This window comes from Rhodoferax saidenbachensis, assembly GCF_001955715.1.
GTDB lineage: Bacteria > Pseudomonadota > Gammaproteobacteria > Burkholderiales > Burkholderiaceae_C > Allorhodoferax > Allorhodoferax saidenbachensis.
On the sequence record NZ_CP019239.1, the window covers coordinates 2,385,274 to 2,405,039 of the forward strand.

20 protein-coding genes are annotated in these 19,766 nt (G+C 62.7%); 11 read left to right on the forward strand and 9 right to left on the reverse strand.

What is annotated here, in order from left to right:
* Positions 1-74 precede the first annotated feature (74 nt).
* The 3 genes from RS694_RS11435 to RS694_RS11445 all read right to left on the reverse strand — a co-directional run bounded on the left by RS694_RS11435 (position 75) and on the right by RS694_RS11445 (position 3,441).
* Positions 75-1,976, reverse strand: a complete 1,902-nt coding sequence (locus tag RS694_RS11435; RefSeq protein WP_076070041.1) for a propionate--CoA ligase — start codon at positions 1,974-1,976, stop codon at positions 75-77.
* Positions 1,977-2,105: 129 nt separating this feature from the next.
* Positions 2,106-2,717, reverse strand: coding sequence for an isochorismatase family protein (locus tag RS694_RS11440; RefSeq protein ID WP_029706940.1), 612 nt, complete (start codon positions 2,715-2,717; stop codon positions 2,106-2,108).
* A 49-nt stretch (positions 2,718-2,766) separates the two neighbouring features.
* Positions 2,767-3,441, reverse strand: coding sequence for a TetR/AcrR family transcriptional regulator (locus tag RS694_RS11445; RefSeq protein WP_051391792.1), 675 nt, complete (start codon positions 3,439-3,441; stop codon positions 2,767-2,769).
* A 271-nt stretch (positions 3,442-3,712) separates the two neighbouring features.
* Between RS694_RS11445 and RS694_RS11450 the strand changes: the two genes are divergently transcribed.
* Positions 3,713-4,267, forward strand: a complete 555-nt coding sequence (locus tag RS694_RS11450; protein ID WP_029706938.1) for a C40 family peptidase — start codon at positions 3,713-3,715, stop codon at positions 4,265-4,267.
* A 33-nt stretch (positions 4,268-4,300) separates the two neighbouring features.
* Positions 4,301-5,557 (forward strand): DEAD/DEAH box helicase, encoded by a 1,257-nt coding sequence (locus RS694_RS11455; RefSeq protein ID WP_029706937.1) that lies wholly within the window; start codon positions 4,301-4,303, stop codon positions 5,555-5,557.
* 252 nt (positions 5,558-5,809) lie between these two features.
* On the opposite strand, the gene RS694_RS11460 is transcribed toward RS694_RS11455, so the two are convergent.
* On the reverse strand, positions 5,810-7,012 hold the full coding sequence (locus RS694_RS11460; RefSeq protein ID WP_029706936.1) for a glycerophosphodiester phosphodiesterase: 1,203 nt from the start codon (positions 7,010-7,012) through the stop codon (positions 5,810-5,812).
* Positions 7,013-7,232: 220 nt separating this feature from the next.
* On the opposite strand from RS694_RS11460, the gene RS694_RS11465 reads away from it, so the two are divergent.
* The 3 genes from RS694_RS11465 to RS694_RS11475 all read left to right on the forward strand — a co-directional run bounded on the left by RS694_RS11465 (position 7,233) and on the right by RS694_RS11475 (position 10,718).
* Positions 7,233-9,983, forward strand: coding sequence for a DEAD/DEAH box helicase (locus tag RS694_RS11465; RefSeq protein ID WP_076069612.1), 2,751 nt, complete (start codon positions 7,233-7,235; stop codon positions 9,981-9,983).
* An 82-nt stretch (positions 9,984-10,065) separates the two neighbouring features.
* On the forward strand, positions 10,066-10,299 hold the full coding sequence (locus tag RS694_RS11470; protein ID WP_029706422.1) for a FitA-like ribbon-helix-helix domain-containing protein: 234 nt from the start codon (positions 10,066-10,068) through the stop codon (positions 10,297-10,299).
* A complete protein-coding gene (locus tag RS694_RS11475) occupies positions 10,296-10,718 on the forward strand; it encodes a type II toxin-antitoxin system VapC family toxin (RefSeq protein ID WP_029706424.1) in 423 nt (140 codons plus the stop codon). The genes RS694_RS11470 and RS694_RS11475 overlap by 4 nt, the downstream gene beginning before the upstream one ends.
* Before the next feature lie 10 nt (positions 10,719-10,728).
* Here the strand turns inward: RS694_RS11475 and RS694_RS11480 are convergent, their stop codons facing one another.
* Positions 10,729-11,424, reverse strand: coding sequence for a 2'-5' RNA ligase family protein (locus RS694_RS11480; protein WP_241463909.1), 696 nt, complete (start codon positions 11,422-11,424; stop codon positions 10,729-10,731).
* A 165-nt stretch (positions 11,425-11,589) separates the two neighbouring features.
* Here RS694_RS11480 and RS694_RS11485 point away from each other — a divergent pair, with 165 nt between their 5' ends.
* Together RS694_RS11485 and RS694_RS11490 are read left to right on the forward strand one after the other, a co-directional pair.
* Positions 11,590-12,723 (forward strand): YHYH protein, encoded by a 1,134-nt coding sequence (locus RS694_RS11485; protein WP_037246745.1) that lies wholly within the window; start codon positions 11,590-11,592, stop codon positions 12,721-12,723.
* A 13-nt stretch (positions 12,724-12,736) separates the two neighbouring features.
* On the forward strand, positions 12,737-14,125 hold the full coding sequence (locus RS694_RS11490) for a sensor domain-containing diguanylate cyclase (RefSeq protein ID WP_051391735.1): 1,389 nt from the start codon (positions 12,737-12,739) through the stop codon (positions 14,123-14,125).
* A 9-nt stretch (positions 14,126-14,134) separates the two neighbouring features.
* Here RS694_RS11490 and RS694_RS11495 read toward each other — a convergent pair whose 3' ends face one another.
* The gene (locus tag RS694_RS11495; RefSeq protein ID WP_029706429.1) at positions 14,135-15,067 is read right to left on the reverse strand and encodes a LysR family transcriptional regulator; all 933 of its coding nucleotides are present in this window, start codon (positions 15,065-15,067) and stop codon (positions 14,135-14,137) included.
* Between the two features lie 107 nt (positions 15,068-15,174).
* Here RS694_RS11495 and RS694_RS11500 point away from each other — a divergent pair, with 107 nt between their 5' ends.
* The 3 genes from RS694_RS11500 (at position 15,175) to RS694_RS11510 (ending at position 17,411) form a co-directional block, all read left to right on the forward strand.
* Positions 15,175-16,098 (forward strand): SDR family NAD(P)-dependent oxidoreductase, encoded by a 924-nt coding sequence (locus tag RS694_RS11500; RefSeq protein ID WP_029706430.1) that lies wholly within the window; start codon positions 15,175-15,177, stop codon positions 16,096-16,098.
* Between the two features lie 113 nt (positions 16,099-16,211).
* Positions 16,212-16,595, forward strand: a complete 384-nt coding sequence (locus RS694_RS11505) for a hypothetical protein (RefSeq protein WP_076069614.1) — start codon at positions 16,212-16,214, stop codon at positions 16,593-16,595.
* Between the two features lie 36 nt (positions 16,596-16,631).
* Complete coding sequence (locus RS694_RS11510) at positions 16,632-17,411, forward strand: class I SAM-dependent methyltransferase (protein WP_051391736.1); 780 nt, start codon at positions 16,632-16,634, stop codon at positions 17,409-17,411.
* A gap of 18 nt (positions 17,412-17,429) precedes the next feature.
* Here RS694_RS11510 and mraW read toward each other — a convergent pair whose 3' ends face one another.
* On the reverse strand, positions 17,430-17,720 hold the full coding sequence (mraW, locus tag RS694_RS11515; protein ID WP_206538093.1) for a 16S rRNA (cytosine(1402)-N(4))-methyltransferase: 291 nt from the start codon (positions 17,718-17,720) through the stop codon (positions 17,430-17,432).
* A 166-nt stretch (positions 17,721-17,886) separates the two neighbouring features.
* Between mraW and RS694_RS11520 the strand changes: the two genes are divergently transcribed.
* Positions 17,887-18,600, forward strand: a complete 714-nt coding sequence (locus RS694_RS11520) for a class I SAM-dependent methyltransferase (protein WP_029706435.1) — start codon at positions 17,887-17,889, stop codon at positions 18,598-18,600.
* On the opposite strand, the gene RS694_RS11525 is transcribed toward RS694_RS11520, so the two are convergent.
* Together RS694_RS11525 and RS694_RS11530 are read right to left on the reverse strand one after the other, a co-directional pair.
* Complete coding sequence (locus tag RS694_RS11525) at positions 18,582-19,274, reverse strand: 4'-phosphopantetheinyl transferase family protein (protein ID WP_051391737.1); 693 nt, start codon at positions 19,272-19,274, stop codon at positions 18,582-18,584. The two genes, RS694_RS11520 and RS694_RS11525, sit on opposite strands and share 19 nt — an antisense overlap.
* Before the next feature lie 34 nt (positions 19,275-19,308).
* Entirely contained in the window at positions 19,309-19,725 is a 417-nt protein-coding gene (locus RS694_RS11530; protein ID WP_029706438.1) for a hypothetical protein, read from the reverse strand.
* Positions 19,726-19,766 lie beyond the last annotated feature (41 nt).

Here is a 19,766-nt window from a genome sequence, read left to right on the forward strand (position 1 = left end):
CGATTGTGCCACTTTAAAAAGAAAACGGGAAGCACCTGCCGGGAATCCACACCCGGACTACTACCTACAGCGACCTACGGGGCCACCAAATCCCGTATCTGCTGCAGGGCCGCCGGGTCATCCATAGTGGTCAGATCACCGGGGTCGCGCCCCTCGCAGACAGCCTGGATGGCGCGGCGCAGCAATTTACCGCTGCGGGTCTTGGGCAATACCGTGACAAAACGCACCCGCGCCGGGCGGCCCACGGCGCCAATGCTGTTGTCCACCACTTTCATGACTTCGCCTTCGAGCTTGAGGCGGGCGGCATCGTCCGTCAGGCTGGTGGCGTCCTTGACCACGGCAAACGCCATCGCCACCTGGCCCTTGAGCGCGTCGGCCACGCCTACCACCGCCACTTCGGAAATATTGGGGTGACTGGAAATAGCCTCTTCAATCTCGCGCGTGCCCAGGCGGTGGCCAGCCACATTGATCACGTCATCGGTGCGGCCCAGAATGAAGAAGTAGCCATCTGCGTCACGCACGCCCCAGTCAAAGGTGCTGTAGACCAGTTTGCCCGGCACACTCTTCCAATACGTATTCACAAAGCGGGCATCGTCGCGCCATACGGTCTGCATGCAGCCGGGCGGCAGTGGCCCTTCGATAGCGACCACGCCCTTCTGGTTGGCACCCGTCAATTCGTCACCCGTGTTTTCGTCCAGCAGCTTCACGTTGTAGCCGTACATGGCCACGCCGGGGCTGCCGAACTTGCTGGGCGCCTTCTCCACGCCGTTGGCAATACTGAGGATGGGCCAGCCCGTTTCGGTCTGCCAATAGTTGTCGATGATGGGTTTGCCCAGCGCGCTGCTGATCCACTGCGCTGTCGGTTCATCCAGCGGTTCGCCTGCAAGGAACAGCGCGCGCAGGCTGGACAAGTCGTATCGGGCCATCAACGCCGGGTCCTGTTTCTTGAGCACTCGCACCGCCGTGGGAGCGCTGAACATCACCGTGACCTTGTACTTCTCCACCAGGCTCCACCAGATGCCGCCGTCCGGGCGCGTAGGCAGGCCTTCGTACATGATGGTTGCCATGCCAGCGATCAGCGGGCCGTAGATGATGTAGCTGTGGCCCACTACCCAGCCAATGTCGCTGGTGGAGAAATAGGTCTCACCCGGGTTGCCGCAGTAGATGTACTTCATGCTGGCGGCCAGCGCCACGGCGTAGCCACCGGTATCGCGCTGCACGCCTTTGGGTTTGCCGGTGGTGCCACTGGTGTAAAGCGTGTAACTCGGGTGCGTCGCGTCCACCCACTCGCAGGGCACGACAGAATTCAGGTGTTTTTGCCGCAAATCGCCCCACAGATGGTCGCGGCCAGCTACCAAATCCATAGCAGCCAGCGCACGGTCCGTCAGCAACACGGCGCCGGGCTTGTGGCTGGACAGGCGAATGGCTTCGTCCAGCAGCGGCTTGTAGGGCACCACCTTGCCAGCGCGCGAGCCCGCATCCGCGCTCACAATCACTTTGGGCTCGGCATCTTCAATACGCGAAGCCAGCGAACCGGCGGCGAAGCCACCAAACACCACACAGTGGATCGCGCCAATGCGCGCGCAGGCCAGCATGGCAAACGCCGCCTCGGCCACCATGGGCATGTAGATCAACACGCGGTCGCCCTTTTGCACGCCCAGCGCCAGCAGGCTGGCGGCCATGCATTGCACCTCGGTGTGCAACTGGGCAAAGGTATAGACCTGCTCGGTATTCGTCTCGGTGCTGACCGCAATCAGCGCGGGTTGTTCGGCCCGGTCTTGGAGATGCCGGTCCACTGCGTTATGGCACAGGTTGGTCGTACCGCCCACGAACCAGCGGGCAAATGGCGGGTTGCTGTAGTCGCAAATCTGTTGTGGCGGGCTTTGCCAGTCAATCAGCTGGGCCTGTTCGGCCCAGAAACCGTCACGGTCCTGCAGGGAACGTTGGTAAAAGTCTGCGTATCGGTACGGGGTCATGGGCGGGTCCTCGGAATCCTGGCGAGCCATCTGAAACTGAATTCATAATTATGGATAACCAGCTTGCTGGGGGCTGACTGGGTCGCCCAAGCCCCTCGCGCCGCCCTGCCCGGCCCACCAGGTCAGGGCCTATTTAATAAGCGCCTGCGCCGCCTTGAAGTCCGGGTGCTCCGCCGTACGCAGCCACTCAAACAGCACCATTTCGGTGGTGACCAGTTCCGCGCCCGCACCGGCCAGGCGGTCAAACGCGGCGTCGCGGTTGCGCTCGGTGCGCGAACTGCAAGCGTCGGTGACAACCCAAACCTCAAATTCGTCTTCCAGCAGATCCAGCGCGGTTTGCAGCAGGCAGACATGGGCTTCGCAACCAGCCAGCACGATGGTGCCGCGCTCGCCACCGGTGGATGCTTTTTGTAGATGCTTGGGCAGGCTGCGGGCGTTGCCCTGCACCGGCTTGGCGGGCGGGCGCAGCCATTCGCCCAGCCCCTCTTCCACGGCGCTGAACTGCATTTTGGACAGGACACGGGCGTGCGCCTCGTCCAGCGCCGCCTTCAGCTCAGGCACAGTTGCACCCAGTTTGGAGGGGTTTTGTTCAGTCACAAACGCGGGCACCTGCAGCAGGGCGGCCAGTTGGGCCAGGCGCACTGCGTTGGCGAGCACGGCCGGTCCTTCAAACAAGGCGGGCATCAGGCGGACCTGGTAATCCACCAGGACCAATTGGGATTCTTCAATGTCTAGCAGCATGGGGAGCTTTCAATAAGTAAAGCAGAGCATAGCAAGGGCCAAGGGTGGCTCAGGAAAAAAGGTCGACCTGAGGTGGTATCGCGGTCTTCTCCGTTATCGCCGAAACACTGGCCGTTTCGAAACGCTCCGCCAGCCGGTCCAGGTATTGCACGAACAGGGCTTGAGCCGAGGTTTCGGGCGCAGTGAGGCTGGCCGAACTTTGCACCATCAACAAGCCCAGCCCGTGGGCCAGCAGCGCTTCGCGCTCAGCGTGGGCCTGCGCCGGATCGGCACCCAGGGTTTGCAGGGCGGCCACACACGGGTCCAGGGTTTGGCGCAAGCGGGCGTGCAGCCGTTGCGATAACTCGGGCGCCATGCCTTGCAGGCCAGACCCGGCCAACAGAAACAAGGTCAGCTCCAGATCGCGGGAATGCGTGGCAAAGAAGGAAAACCAGGCCTGCGCCCGGGCTTGCAACAAGGCATGGGGCCGGCCTTTGATGGGCCTGGCCTGGGCGATAACGCCGTCCACGCGGTGCATGGACTCCTCCAGCAAGGCTGCAAACAGCTCCTGCTTGCTGGGAAAGTAGGCATAGATGGCACCCGGTGTGTAGCCAGCCCGCTTGGCAATCTCGCGGATGCTGGAGCGCTCCAGCCCCAGCTGGGTGAACACGGCCTTGGCGGCGGCCAGCACCATGGCGCGGCGGGTGTCCACCATGGTCTGTTGACGACGGATTTTTGCTTCCATGGGCGGTTTTAAATTGGTGCTTTGAATGGCATTTTCTCAATAAACCATAAACACAAATATAAAAACAACGTATGTTTAATTTAAACAACGTTCAATTTACATGATTTTGCTTATGGCGACTGCACTTGGCCTCTCCAGCAAGCCGCTCCGCCCGGTGTTTTTCCCGCATCGCGAAAAATGCAGGAAATTTATACAAATCATAGAGTTACATAATATTTCTAAGAACTCACATTACTTGACACTGTGCTATCACGCCGCTAAGCTATGCCCGATGCGATTCGCCCCCCTCCTCCTTTGCCTGACACTTGCCGGTGTGGCCCATGCCGCCCCTACGGGTTCGGGTGACGATCTGGGCCGGTTTGTGGCAGACCGCGGGTTGATGGAACGCATTGGCGACGTCAGCAACCGCGTGGAGGCCAAGGCCTCCGAGTTGGTGGTCAATGCACTGGGCTTTCTGGGCGTTCCCTATAGACGCGGTGGCAACAGCGTGGAAACCGGCTTTGACTGCAGCGGCTTTGTACGCGCCATCTACGAACAAACCGCCGGGCTGGTCTTGCCCCGCAAAGCCGAGCAGCAGGCCGCTGCCACCCAGAAGATCGACAAGTCCGACTTGAAACCTGGTGATCTGGTGTTCTTCAACACCATGCGCCGTGCTTTCAGCCACGTGGGTATCTACGTGGGTGAAGGCAAATTCATCCACTCACCCAAGCCCGGTGCCGAGGTGCGCGTGGAAGACATGGGTGTGTCCTACTGGGCCCGCCGCTTTGACGGCGCCCGCCGTGTCCCGGTAGCGGACACCAGCAGCGCCAGCGCGTCCGCCCAATAATCCGGGCTTTTACGCCCCCTCTTCTCTTTCTGCATGCCATTTTCCGTACTGGGCCTTTCGCCCGAACTGCTGCGCGCCGTCCAGGCCGAAGGTTTTAGCGCCCCCACCCCCATTCAGACCGAAGCCATTCCCGCCGCCCTGCAAGGCCGGGACGTGCTGGGCAGCGCCCAGACCGGTTCGGGCAAGACCTTGGCCTTTGCCCTGCCGCTACTGCAACAACTCCAAGCCGCAGCGCCTAGCGGCTCCCGGCGCACGGCGGCACTGGTCCTGGTGCCCACCCGCGAACTTGCCACCCAGGTCGGTGACACGCTGCGCACACTGGCACAGCAGTTGCCCCGTGCCGTGAAGGTGACCGTGGTGTTTGGCGGTGTCTCTATCAACCCGCAAATGATGGGCCTGCGCGGCGGCACCGACATCGTGGTCGCCACGCCCGGGCGCCTGCTGGACCTGCTGGACCACAACGCGCTGACGCTCTCCCACGTCAAAACCCTGGTGCTGGACGAAGCCGACCGGCTGCTGGACCTGGGTTTTTCCGAAGAGCTGGAGCGCATCCTGGCGCTGCTGCCACGCCAGCGGCAAAACCTGTTTTTCTCCGCCACCTTCCCGGTCGGTGTGCAAAGCTTGGCCCACCAGTTGCTGCACGACCCGGTGCGTGTGGAAGTGGTGGCCGAACCGCAAGACCTGCCCGACATCGCCCAGCGCGCCATCGCGGTGGACACCGGACGGCGCACCCAGTTGCTACGCCATCTCATTACCCAAAACGCCTGGAGCCGGGTGCTGGTGTTTGTGGCAACCAAACACGCCACCGAAATCGTGGCCGACAAGCTGCGCAAGGCGGGCATTGACGCCGAGCCTTTCCACGGCGCTTTGAGCCAGGGCAAACGCACCCAGGTGCTGGCCGACTTCAAGGCTTCGCGCCTGACCGTGGTGGTGGCCACCGACGTGGCCGCCCGCGGCATCGACATTGCGCAATTGCCCGTGGTGGTGAACTACGATCTGCCGCGCTCGGCGGTGGACTACACCCACCGCATCGGCCGCACGGGCCGCGCGGGCGAAAGTGGTTTGGCAGTGAGTTTTGTGAATGCGGCATCGGTGGCGCATTTCCGGCTGATCGAAAAACGCCACCAAATCGCGTTGGCGCTGGAAACGGTGGCGGGCTTTGAGCCAACCGAGCAGGCGGTAGAACCCGCCGTCACCGCAACGCCTTCACCGTCCAACGGTGGTATCAAAGGCTTGCGCCCCAGCAAAAAAGACAAACTGCGCGCCGCAGCAGCGGCCGCCAAAACCTGACGCTGCCAGTTTTCCGTTGGGACTGCCCTTCGACAAGCTCAAGGCGAACGGTTTCACGCGCATCGCACCCCATCACGCCTGACACAGGGCGAAATGCGGAGACAGCTCTCAACAGCAGAGTGTATGGATGAAATAGGCCTCTAGCCCTCACGGGGACTGCGCAAGCAGCTTCTCTTTTGATAGCAGAAGAGAAGCTGCCCGGTCTACGAAGTGCCGCGCGCGGCGGCCTACACCGCTGCGCGCCACTGGCCCTTATTGCCCCGCGCGTGCGGCTACGGCCGTGTCGGGGAAGTCGCTGAACAGGCCATCCACACCCAGAGCGAAGAAGCGTTTGTATTCGGCCTTGGGGTCGCCCTTGTAGTCAGACAACAAGCCCGGCGCTTCGCTGCGGAAGGTATAGGCGTGGACAAACAGGCCCGCAGCGTGCGCATTTTTCACCACGTCGGTGGGCGGGAGCGCCACGCGATCGTTGTCGTTGATCTTGCCGTCGCCGTTCAGGTCTTTCGGCTTGCCGTCTGCACCCAGCACGTGGGCGCCGCTGGCCAGGTAGGGCTTCCAGGGGCCGATGCCATCGGCATAGGTTTTGACTTCGGCCAGGCCCTGGGGCGTCAGCAGGTCGGGGAAAGTGCGTGGGTCTTTGGCCACGGCAAAGTCATAGGGCTTGTCGAACGGGGCCACCAGGACCATATTGCCCTTGGAGTCCACATCGTCCGCGTCCACCAGTTGCACCAGGCGCACCTGGGTCAGCTTGCGCAGTGCCTTGAGGTTGGACACCTCAAACGACTGGATGATGACTGGGGAGTCCTTCTTCGTGTAGCCGTACTCGGCCAGCATGGCCAGCATGCGCGGCTCGATGGGCAGGCCTGCGTCCACGTGGTAGGTGGGGTGCTTGGTTTCGGCGTACACGCCAATGGTGCGGCCGGTGCGTGCGGACTGTGTCTTGGCCAGCTCCAGGATTTCGCGGAAGGTGGGGATCTGGAACTGACCATCAAACGACTTGTCGCGTGCGGGGTTGGGCTGCTTGGCGCGCAGGGTGCGCAGCTCGGCCAGCGTGAAGTCGGTGGCAAACCAGCCGGTTTCGTTCACACCGTCCACCTTGCGGGTGGTCTTGCGGCTGGCGAATTCGGGGCGGGTGGAGGCATCGGTGGTGGCCGTGATGTTGGGTTCATGGCGTGCAACCAGCTCGCCGTCTTTGGTGACCACCAGGTCGGGTTCGATGAAGTCCGCGCCCATGTCGATGGCCTTCTGGTACGACGCCAGCGTGTGCTCGGGCAGGTAACCGCTGGCACCACGGTGGCCAATGACCAGCGGCTGCGCGCCATTCAAGGTGGGGTACTTGTTTTGCCCCGGGGTGGTGCTGGCGCAAGCGCCCAGCAGTGCAGCGGTCGCAGCGGCCAACGCAATGGCGCGATAGGTAAAGCCTGTCATCTGATTTCCCTTCCGTTGTAAAAACAATGGGCATCATCCGGGGGCCATATGTCGAAGTGATGACGGCGCGGATTCGAGAATATGACAGGCCCAGGCAGAAGCCAGTCAGCGCCGGGCACCTCCTGATTGCTATTGTTTCAGGAGCTGCTTGCGCATATTCCGCGGGGGCTAGAGGCACATTTGGCAATAAACCTGCGCCCGTACGGTCGGCATCTGAAGCCGCATGCCCAGGCGGCACAATCGCTGCATGCCCCGCCCGCGCATCCCCTCCCCGCAACTTCCCCCCGGTGCCGACCAGCGCGACCGCACGGTCGCGGCCTGGGTCGACGCGCTGCGGCGCAAGGCTGATGCTGCCACGCTGAAAACCCTGCCCACGCTGTCGGATGCGGATGCCGCCCGCGTGATGACGCTGCTGCGCATGGACAGCCCGCCACCGGCCGCACCTGCGCCGGTGATTGAAGTGCCCACGAACAGCGTGCCGGGCAACTTCCGCCCTCGCCTCACGCTGCAAACGCTGGGCCGCGGCGACGGCCTGCTAGGCCTCAAACCGCAAGGCAAGCTGGGCCCGCGCGGTGACAGCGTCACGCTGGCGCAGTTCGACTGGATCTACCAGACCGACGCGGGCGACCACTGGCACACGCCCGCCCCCACTTCCATCCTGAACAACCGCCCCAACGCGATCCAGGAACTGTTCGACACCGGCGGCCCCGTGGTGCGTTTGCAGCGTGACCTGGCCGCCGAGGCTGACGCCATGGACCTGGTGTGGGACATGGGTTTTGTGCCGCTGGACCCTCAGTCTTTTCAGTGGCGCAGCCGCGAACACCCGGCCCTGGGCTCGGTGTGGACGCTGCCGCAGGAAGAATTCTTTGGCGACTTCTGGGCCGACCAGGTGCCCCAACTGCAAACCAAGGGCTGGTCGGTCGTCGTCAAGCCCGGCTTTGCGCACGAAAGTGTGCCCGTGTTGCGCTGGAAACTGGTGGTCAGCCCCGACACCGGCGAGGTGCTGGGCAAGGAACTCGACGCACCCCTGGTCACCCCCGGGCGCGGCGTGGAAAAGCTGCAACTCCCCGCGCGCGAAGGCGCCTGGCTGCTGAGCCTGGGCATTGAGATTGACGGCCAGACGCTGGACCTGGCCCCCATGCTGGCCGACCTGCTGCGCCGCGACCACCGCTGGCTCAACGCTGCGCAGATCGCCGCCATCGACGATCTCGCCATCGTCTCGCTACGCGCGCCGGGCGGTAAACGCATCGACGCACCGGCCGCCCCGATCAAGGCCATCGTCGGCGCGATGGTGGACCTGCTGACCGACCCAACTCGCAACCAGGACCAGAGCCTGCTGAAGCTGGGCGCATGGGAAGCCCGGCGTCTGGATGCGCTGCGCGCCAGCCTGCTGGAGGCGCACCGCGTGGGCGCGCACAACGCCTGGCAACTGGAAGGTGACATGGGTCTGGCCAGCCTGGCCAAACGCCTGAAGGCTTTGGGCGCACCACAGCCCGTGGCCGCGCCAGAAGGCCTGCAGGTGGAGTTGCGCCCCTACCAACTCGAAGGCCTGGCCTGGTTGCAGTACCTGCGCGCCCACAGCCTGGGTGGCATCCTGGCCGACGACATGGGCTTGGGCAAAACCGCGCAGGCACTGGCCCATGTGCTGGTGGAAAAACACGCCGGACGGCTGGACCTGCCCGTTCTGGTTGTGCTGCCCACATCACTCATATTTAACTGGCAGGCCGAGGCGAAGCGCATGGCGCCAAGCCTGCGTCTGCTCACGCTGCAAGGCCCGGAGCGCGCAGAGCTGTTCGCCCAGATGCCCGACCACGACCTGGTGCTCACCACCTACCCGCTGCTATGGCGCGACATGGATGCCCTGGCCGCACAGCGCTTCCACCTCGTCATATTGGACGAGGCCCAGATGGTCAAGAACGCCGGCAGCCGCAGCGCCCGCGCGCTGCGTCGCCTGCAGACGCGCCGCAGCCTGTGCCTCACCGGCACGCCCATGGAAAACCACCTGGGCGAACTGTGGGCGCAGTTCGACTGGCTGATGCCCGGCTTTCTGGGCGATGCGCGCCACTTTGCCGCGCGCTGGCGCAAGCCGATCGAAGAGAACGGCGAGACCCTGCGCGCCGCGCTGCTGGCACAACGTGTGCGCCCTTTCATCCTGCGCCGCCGCAAGCAGGACGTGGCGAGCGAACTGCCACCGCGCACCGAAGTCATCAAACGCGTGCAACTACAAGGCCAGCAGCGCGAGCTGTACGAAAGCGTGCGCGTGGCCGCCGATGTGCAAGTGCGCCGCGTGTTGCAGCGCCAGAGCTTCAACGGCGCGCAGATCAGCATCTTGGACGCGCTGCTGAAATTAAGGCAAGTATGCTGCGACCCGCATTTGGTCAAAGGCAGCAAACCAACAGAAAACATCGAGCGCGCCAAGCTGGAGCTGCTGGCCGACATGCTGCCCGCGCTGGTGGAAGAAGGCCGACGCGTGTTGGTGTTCTCGCAGTTCACCGAGCTGCTGGATTTGATTGCGGACCAACTGCACGCCCAGGCCTTGCCCTTCCTGAGCCTGACCGGCCAGACCAGCCCCAAGGACCGCGGCAGCGTGGTGCAGCGCTTCCAGGCACAAGAAGTGCCGGTGCTGCTGTTGAGCCTGAAGGCGGGCGGCGTAGGCCTGAACCTGACCGCCGCGGACACCGTGATCCATATGGACCCTTGGTGGAACCCGGCTGTGGAAGAACAGGCCACCGCACGCGCCCACCGCATAGGCCAGGACCAGCCGGTGTTTGTCTACAAGCTGGTCGTGGAAGGCAGCATCGAGGAACGCATGCTGGAGCTGCAGGCGCGCAAACTGGCACTGGCCGACAGTGTCCTGGGGCATGACGCGGCAGGTGCGCTGAAGTTTGACGAGGCAGACCTGGACGCCCTGCTGGCACCGCTGGGCGCCGTTGTAGCCACCGGACAAACACCCGAAGAAGCCGCCCGGCGCTGGGGGCGTACGGGGAGCCGAGCTTGAAGCCCAAGCCATCTCTTTACGGTCAATTGATATCATTTTTATTATTTGATATCATTGATTCCAAATTAAAGGAGTGATATCCATGTCTTCCGTCACTGTCCGAAACCTCCCCGATGCGACACACCGCGCGCTCAAGCTGCGTGCAGCACAACACGGGCGCAGCACCGAGGCTGAAATTCGCTTCATTCTGGAAGGTGCCGTGGCCCCAAGCGTCGGTCTGGGTTCCGCGCTGGCTGCCATTGGCCGCAGTGTGGGCGGGGTCGACCTGCAAACGCCACGTGACCAGCGCCCTATTGAGCCTGCGAGTTTTGAATGATCATTCTTGACACGAACGTGGTGTCGGAACCGCTAAAGCCCGAACCCGACCCGGCCGTTTTGGACTGGCTCAACGCCCAAGCACCCGAAACGCTCTACATCACCAGCATCAACCTGGCGGAACTGCTGGCTGGTGTGGAAGTCCTGCCGCCGGGTAGACGCCGTGATGCGTTGGGACACGCACTGTTGCAAGAAGTGACCGCCCTGTTCGACAGGCGCGTTTTGAGCTTTGATGCGAAGGCGGCCGAGTTCTTCGCCAAGACCTATGCCAGTGCCCAGGCACAAGGCAACCCCATAGGTTTTGCCGACTGCGCCATTGCCGCCATCGCCAAGGCCAACGGATTTGCGATTGCCACGCGCAACGTACGTGATTTCAAAGGCGCAGACATTGACGTGATAGATTCCTGGACTTTTGCCTGAATCCAGCAGGTCAGAAAGCCAAACCGGGCTGGCCACGCAAAGGCCAACGGCCGAGCACTTCGTGCACGGTTTTGCCCTGGTGGCTGTTGATCAGCACCAGTTCATGCGCAGACCAGCGTAAAGGTTCAATGGAATGCACCAGCCCCAACCGGCCCTTGTAGGCGAGCGTTATATGGGGCGTGAAATCCCGCTTCACATCCAAAAGAGGAAAAGCATTCTTCAAGGCAATACCCAGTTCGAGATGAAACGTATCTAGAGCCTCAAGCTTCGAGCTGCTGCAAAGCACATAGGGCGTACCCCGACCGCGAAACACCATGGCGTGGTCAAAAACCACGTCGAACGCAGGAAAGGCCAGGCCATCCGCAACCAGGCTGGCCAGGCGTATCAGCCCCGGAGGTACCACGTCGTACTCGCCCAGATTGTGCAAACTCACATGCAGGCGTCCCGCCGCCAAGGGCTTGCACCGCATGCCATGGGCCTGGGCCAAGCGGTGCCCCAGCGCCTCCAGGGTCAGCGCATCATCTGGCGCAGGGCGGATTGCGAAAAATAGATTGAATGCCCGACGAGGCCGCAGGATCGGCTTGGGGCGCGGCCGGGGCGGCGCCGGGCCGCCTTCCTCCATGCCGGGCAAAGTGAGCTGCTCAGACATCACACCTCCAAAGCCTTGAATAAAAAGACCGAGGGGCCCTCGTGGGATGTGCGCCAACAGCTACTGAATTCATAGCATTTCTGAAACATCCCCAGCACATCGCAAGGCATGCGCCGTTGCCGCCATGCCACCTTGCCGCCTGACTTGTGAATACTGTAGCGCCAGCACACGGGGAGCGGATATCCTTGTGCTCACACGCAGCTTGACTTGTGGGAGCCTCGGATGAAAAAAACAGTGACCGCCCTGGTGTGGGTTATTGCCTCTGGCTCGGGGCACAGCCATGATTTGACCGCCCTGCCCCTGGGCGACGGCAAGTTATCGCAGTCGCCCAAAGTCGGCTGGATCTGGGCCTGCCACACTGACCCGCAAGCCGGTGGCGCGCAACGCGCCGGGCCATGGATCAACACCGCCAAAGGCACCTACGACGCAACCGCCAAACCGGTGGTGCCGGGTCAGGTGAGCTGGCCGTCGCAGTTCCGCTTGAGCGTGCAGCAGGACCAGCGCGTGTTCAGCAGCAACGACCTGCCCAGCCACCCCACGGGCAGCTTCCCCATCCCAAGCAGCAGCGACGCCTACCGCTACGACCGCAATCCCAACAGCATCGCAGCGCAGACCATGCAGGTGGCGCTGCCCCTGTGGCCCGAGTTGGCAGCGCAGCCCACATGTGTGCCGGGAGCCATCGGCTTCCTGCTCAGCGGGGCCGTGTTGTTCAACGCACTCGATGCGCCAGGGCGCGATGCGGTCGCCCATGAAACCCAGGACGCCTGCCAGGGCCACCCGCAGGAATCGGGGGTGTACCACTACCACAACCTCAGCAACTGCGTGGCCGATAAACGCGAGCCCGCAGGGCACTCCGCGCTGGTGGGTTATCTGCTGGACGGCTTCGGCATCTACGGCCCGTATGGCGAGAAAGGCCAAGCCCTGGCCAGCAAAGACCTGGACGAATGCCACGGACACACCCACACCATCAGTTGGGAGGGCAAACAAGTGACCATGTACCACTACCACGCCACGCCAGACTTCCCCTACACCGCAGGTTGCCTGCGCGGTAGCTACAAGCAGTCAGACGTCACTACCATCAGCGGCCCACGTCCGCAGCGTGGCATGGGCGGTCCCGGCGGCCGCAACCAACCTCCAGGCATGCAGCAGCAAGGCGGCGGCACGCCGCAAGGTGGTGGCCCCGGCGGCCCGGGTGGCGCCCCGCCTGACCTGAACCGGGTGGCAGCCGCGCTGGGCATTGGCGTGCAAAAGCTGCGCGATGCGATGGGCCCGCCACCGCCAGACCTGCAGGCTGCTGCCACCAAGCTGGGCATCAGCGTGGATGCACTGCAGTCGGCCCTGAACGCAGCCCGCTGATACGAGGAACTTCATGAAGACCCTGCTCCCCCGCTGGAACCTGTCATTGCGCACCGAACTCATTGCATGCCTGCTGGTCACCAGCCTGGCGTCTACCGCCATCGTCGGCGGGCTGGCGTACCAGCGCCTCACGAAAAAGTTCAATACCCTGGTCATGCAGGAGTCCAACAACAATTTCACGAACGATGTACAGCAATACTTCAAGGTCTACGGCAGTTGGGCCGAGGGGCAGAAGCAGGAGAGCTTCCGTGCGTTCACCGAACGCAGGCGTGCCACCATGCGGCCCGATGCTGGCGGTGTGCTGCGCCCGCAGCCGGGCGTGGAACCCGGTCCTGTGGGGCCTGCCGGTCCCCCGCCCGGCGGCGGCCTGCAGAAGCCACCACCACCGGGCACGGGTGGCAACCTGAACCGCCCGCCTTTCCGCTTCTACCTGTTTGACGCCGACTACCGCTCGCTGTTCACGCTGGCGCCCTACCGGCCAGGGGACCCCATCCACGACGAAGACCGCGCCCGCATGCTCCCCATCCAGCTGGACGGCAAGACCATCGCCTATTCCTCGCCGCAGGGTGAAGTCAGCTACTCCGACCTCGATCTGGGCTATCTGGCGGCCATGCGCGAATCGCTGGTGATGGGCACCGCCCTCGGGCTGGCCCTCACACTGCTGCTGGGCGTGTTTCTGGGCAACCGCCTGAGCCGCCCCCTGCGCCACCTGACCGGCGCAGTGCAAGCCATGGGCGAAGGGGCGCTGCGCCAGCAAGTGCCGGTGGAGTCGGACAACGAGGTCGGCGTGCTGGCCCAGGCCTTCAACCGCATGAGCGGCGAGATCGCGCGGCAGTACGAAGACCTGCAAAAGTCCCATGCCCAGATTGAGGCCATGGCCACACAGATGCGTGAGCTGAGCCTGCGCGACGCGCTGACTGGACTGCACAACCGCCGCCATTTTGATGAACAGTGCGCCCAACTTTTTGCCAGTAGCCAGCGCTACCAGCGCCCCTTCAGCGTGACGCTGTGCGACATCGACCACTTCAAACGCGTCAACGACCAGTTCTCCCACGCCACCGGGGACGAAGTACTACGGCGCATCGGCGAGATCCTGAAGCAAAGCATGCGCGGCTCGGATCTGGTGGCGCGTTATGGTGGCGAAGAGTTTGTCGTGGCCTTCCCCGAGACCGACCTGGAGCATGCTAAAGAGGCCTGCGAAGCGCTGCGCCAGCGCGTGGAAGCCTACCCCTGGCACGAAGTGCACCCGGACCTGCGCGTCACCATCAGCATGGGCCTCTGCAGCGACACCCAGGTCGCTAGCTTCCACCACATGCTGGAGGCCGCAGACGCTTTGCTGTACCAGGCCAAACATGGCGGGCGCAACCAGGTTTGCGCTTTGGCCGCTGGCGAGCCTGCTTAAACCAGAACATCAAAGCCCAGAAGCCAGCGCCTCTTGCTCGCTTCTGGCACTTCCATACACCTCACGCACCAGGGCGATAAATGCCTTCATACCTGCGGGCACGTTTCTTTGACTGGGATAGTACAGACGCAAGCCAGGTGAAGAAGTGGACCAGGATTGCAGTACTGGAATCAACTGGCCCGATGCCACATGAGGGGACACCGCCCACGCATTGACCCATGTGAGCCCCGCACCCTGCAGGGCCGCTGAAATCCGCAGGTTGTAGTTATCCAACGTCAGGGGGCCAGAAGGGTCGATGGCAATAGTTTCTTCGCCCTGCTGAAACTCCCAGCGGTACAGGGCTCCACTGGGCAGGCGATTGCGAATGCAACGGTGGCCTCGCAGGTCATTCGGGTGAAGCGGCTCACCGTGTTCCAGAAAATACCGCGGTGACCCGACTACCACGTAACGAATCGGTGGACTGCAGACCACCGCCACCATGTCCAAAGGAACGAATTCCGCCTGGCGAATGCCAGCATCAAAGCCTTCGGCGACAACATCCACCAAACGCCCCTCTGTAACGAGATCGACCCGCATGTCAGGGTAGCGCCGCAAAAACTCCAGCACCAACGGCTCCAGAACCATTTGGGCAGCGGCCTCGGAGGCATTGAGACGTATCGTGCCGACCGGTGTATCCCGGAATTCGTTGACCCCGGTCATGGCGTCCCTGATCTCCGAAAGCGCCGGGCTGACGCGCGACAGAAACTGCTCCCCTGCTTCGGACGGCGTGACGCTGCGGGTCGTGCGGTTAAACAGTCGCACGCCCATACGCTTTTCCAGGCTTGCGACGGCATGACTCAGGGCAGAGGGTGAAACGCCCAGTTCAGCCGCCGCCTTGCGAAAGCTCCGGTGCGTGGCGACAGCAACCACCGCATTGAGTTCGATCAGACCAGCGCGCGTCATTGTGCTATTTCGCTCATTGATTCATCCATATTCAGGCCGATTGTAGTAATGCCTGCCCGTAATTACATTTCAATCTCCGCAACAAATACCTGCATTTGCAAAGAATGATGAACAAAATAGCACTTATCACCACCCCATTTGGCTTCGACTCCACCGCCGATGCGGTGATTGCCGGCGTGGACCTGACCGGCCAGCGCGCCATCGTCACCGGCGGCTCATCCGGCATCGGCATCGAGACCGCGCGCGCACTCGCCAGCGCCGGGGCAGAGGTCACGCTGGCCGTGCGCAACCTGGATGCAGGTCACGAGGTCGCCAAAGCCATCAGCGCTTCGACGAAGAATCCCCATGTGCATGTAGGCCACCTCGAACTCGGCAACCAGCACTCCGTACAGGCGTTCACCGCTGCATGGCGCGGCCCGCTGCATATCCTGGTCAACAACGCCGGCATCATGGCGCTACCAGAATTGGAACGCTCCCCCGAGGGATGGGAGATGCAGTTCGCCACCAACTTCATGGGGCACTTTGCCCTGACACTGGGCCTGCATGCCGCCATGGTTGCAGCCCAGGGCGCACGCATTGTGTCGCTGAGCTCAAGCGGCAGTCTGTTTGCGCCAATGCTCTTCGGCGATCCGCATTTCCGGTTTATTCCCTACACACCGTTCGTCGCCTACGGGCAGTCCAAGACCGCCTGCGCGCTGCTGGCCGTGGAGGCCACCCGCCGCTGGGCCAGGGAGGGCATCTACGCCAACGCGCTCAATCCAGGGGCGATTGCAACCAACTTGCAAAAGCACACCGGAGGCCTGAAGACACCGCCAGAACGGCGCAAAACCATACAACAGGGGGCAGCCACATCCGTGCTGCTGGCGGCGTCGCCTCTGCTGCAAGGCATCGGCGGGCGCTACTTCGAAGATTGCAATGAGGCGCGCATGGTGGATGAGCGCCCTGCAGACTTCAGCGGCGTTGCCTCTTATGCCCTCGATCCAGGCAATGCCGAGCAGCTTTGGGAACTCGCCACCACGCTGTTGGCTTGATCCCCAGAAAGCGTAGTCAACAAGACGGCTCCGTGCGCAAGCGCACAGCACGACCGAGGCAAATGACGCAGCATGCTGTATCAGGTCCCTTTACGATCTGAAGGACGACCCACATGCCCATTGCACATTTCCACAAAGCCACCGACCCCGCCACGGAAGACGAGGTGCATATCAACACCGATGCGGTCCTCTTTGTGGAGGAGCCACCTGCCTCGCAAATCGGCCGAACGGCGATTCAGGTGATGGGGCTGCAGACGGACGGCATCCGTATTACCGAGCCACTGGACCTGGTGCTGGCGCAACTGCCCGCCCTGACCACGACGCTGCGCCACTACCACGCAGGTCCGCCACCCGAGGGGGCGAGCGTGCTGCACATTGCCACGCACAACGTGAGTTATGTGGTGCCCAACGTGCCCCACACGCCCACCTTCTGGACCATCCACTTCAAGGACGCATCTGAACTGCGCGTGGTGCACCCTTTGCCTGCCGACCTGTAGGCGAGAATGCGGCCATGGCCGCTGATGGGATGCTGAATGACCGTGATTGAGCGCACTTTGTTGAACCTCGGTTTTGCGGGCAGCACTTGGGGCAATCTGGGGCTATGGGCCGATGCAGTCCAAGACTATCCTGCCGCCTGCGAGGCGCTTGCGGTGCGACTGGCCGAGCACGCGCAGTTGTCACCGGGATCCAGCGTGCTGGACGTCGGCTTTGGGTACGGGGACCAATTGCTGGTCTGGAAACAGCGCTTTGGCGTGGGGCGCATCACCGGCATCGAAACGGACGCTGCGGGTGTTATCGAGGCGCGCAGGAAACTCGCTGCATTCACCGATGTGACTCTGACCTTGGGTGATGGCGGCCTGCCGCTCTCCAAAGAACACTACGACCGCGTGCTCGCATTGGACTGCGCTTACCACTTTGCCCCGCGCTCCGCTTTCTTCGCCCATGCATTCCGGGTTCTGCGTCCCGGTGGCAGGCTGGCGCTGACCGATATTGTTCTGGCAGACAACGCCAGCAGCGCACAACATACACGCTTGGCAAAGGTGTGCGGTATCCCGTCAGAAAACCTGCTCACGCAGCAGACCTATGGGCAATCATTGGTGGAGCTGGGTTTCAGCAATGTCCGGTTCGAATACTTGGATGAAGAAGTCTTATCCGGGTTCTCACGTTTTGCCATTCGCCTGCTGCGCCGCCGTGGTTTGGCCGGGCTGAGTGCAGGCGGACTCAAGATATTTGCAACCGCTGCCATCTCCGCCTGGCTGCGCCGTGGCCGACGCGTGCATTACGTGGTGGTCAGCGCAGAGCGACCGGCGTAAGCATCCATCGAATTAATGCTACGCCCGCACCGCCCAGCGCAGCTTGGCCGATGATGAGCGCGGGTTGCTGCGTTGCTCGTCATACGACGCGCGTATCGGGTCGGCGGCGACGCTGCTGAAAGTGCCATTGCGCTCCCCCGTTTGAAAGCACTTTTTCACGCGCCGGTCTTCGTCCGAGTGAAAGCTCAGGATGGCCACGCGTCCACCGGGTTTCAGGCAGGTAGGCAATTTCAGCAACATCGCATCCAGCACCCCAAATTCGTCATTCACCTCAATGCGCAGCGCCTGCATGGAGAAGCTGAGAGGCACAAAAAAGGTTGAAAAGCCGTTCAGGGTTTCAGCCGAGGAGTCCCGAGGCTGAATCCACAATCCTCGCCCCAGTTTGAAGCGAGGCTTTTTGCACCGCTGCCGGCTTCAGCATCGCCCCTCTGCACCCTAAAATCACATCAAAAATACAGATTCGAAAAGGGATGCAATGAAACCGTCAACTACGCTGCCGTCCAACGCTTTTGTGGAGGAAACCCGTTTTGGCAACTGGTTTCTGGGCACCGATACCTGGAAGTTCAGTGTGCTCAACCGGGCTCTGGCCGATCTACAGCGCGTGCTGCCGGCGGGCAAGGAATTTGCGCAGGTGCTGGATACGGGCTGCGGCTTTGGCCAGTCGTTTGCCGAGCTTGCACGCTGCTTCAAGCCCGAGCGCATCGTGGCCATAGACCCGGCCCCCGGCCTGCAGGAGCGCGCTGGTGCCAAGGCTGCAGCCTGTGCCAGCCCGGTGGAGCTGCGCACCGACAATGCCGCCAGCATGTCCTTCCCCGATGCGCATTTCGACATGGTGTTCTGCCACCAGACCTTCCACCATATCGTCGACCAGGAGCAGGCCCTGGCCGAGTTCTTCCGGGTGCTGAAACCCGGCGGTGCGCTGCTGTTTGCAGAGTCCACCAAGAAGTACATCCACTCGCTGCCCATCCGACTGCTGTTTCGCCACCCCATGCATGTGCAGCGCACGGCGCCCGAATATGTGGCCATGGTGCGCGCGGCCGGCTTCAGCCTGCCCGACGCCAACATCTCCACACCCTATCTCTGGTGGAGCCGTCCCGATATTGGTTTTCTGGAATGGATTGGCCGTCCGGTGCCCAGCCAGCGCGAGGAAACCATGGTCAATCTGGTGGCCTACAAACCTGCGGCGTGACGGTCGCCACCGGGCCAACCCCACACGGTCCAGCGCAGGGCCGCGAGTTCCGGCTCGGCAAACGTGGTGCTGGCTGCCTGGGCAGGGCACAGCGCCAGCGTGAAGTCATCGGTCTGCGCCAGCAGCGCCTGCAGCCCGTCCGCACCCAAGGCAAAGCCGGTGGCCTGCATGCGGGCTGCGGGGCCCGCCTGTTTGAACCAGGCTTCTGCCAGCGTCCAGTGGGTATGAAAGGTTTGCTGTTGCTGCTGGGGTGTCAGTGCTGCAAAGGCCTTGGAGGCCAGGTCCAGCCCTGTCCACTGTCCCAAGGCTGCAAAGTCGCGAATGCGGCCCGCGCTTTCAATGTCCACACCAACGGGATGGCGCGCCAGCGCGCAGGCCACCCAGTTGCCGCTGTGCGAGAGCGACACATGAACGCCGCGCCAGGCCAGCGCCTGCGGGCCGTCCAGCCAGACCGGGGGCCCATCGTCCGGTGCTGACAGGATGTAATCGGTCGTATTGCCCCCAAGCCACTGCGCCACCACCTGGCGTGCCAACCAGTGCCCAGCCACAAACTGTGCGCGCCGCGCAGGAGACTTCAGGCTGTGCCAGCGCTGCATTTCCTGGGCGCCCAGCCAGGTCTCTGGTGACACCGGCAACAGCCGGGCCATCGCGTCGACCTGGCGCAGGGACAGCACGACGGGGCCGTCGCCACTGTCCCTGTGCGTCTCTTTAGAGCCTGGTGAGTTCCACACGCACGTCGCTGAGCATGTTGTTCACCCAGTTGTTGTAGTTCGGGTGGATGACGGGCTTGCCGTCCTTCAACTCATAGTTCATGTTGACACTACCTGTGTAGGTCACGGAAAACTTGTCACCGCTGTAGACAATTTCTGCGCTCACGGTGTGCTTGTTGCGCACCACCAGGTTGGCCAGCAGCTTGCCGTCGCCGGCCTGTGTGTAGGTCCAGCCCCTGCCGGCTGTGCCGGTGATGAAGGCCTGGCGGACCTGCTCGGCCGTCGCAGGCTTGCCAGAGCCGGTGGTCACGGCGACATTCTCGTAATTGATCACGGGCACCGAGCCACGCGCCATGGCCGGCCCCTGAAACAAAGCTGCAAATGCAAAAACTGCAATACCGAGTACCGATTTCATGGTTTTTTTTCCCTGATTGAAAGTGAACGAAAGGTATGACC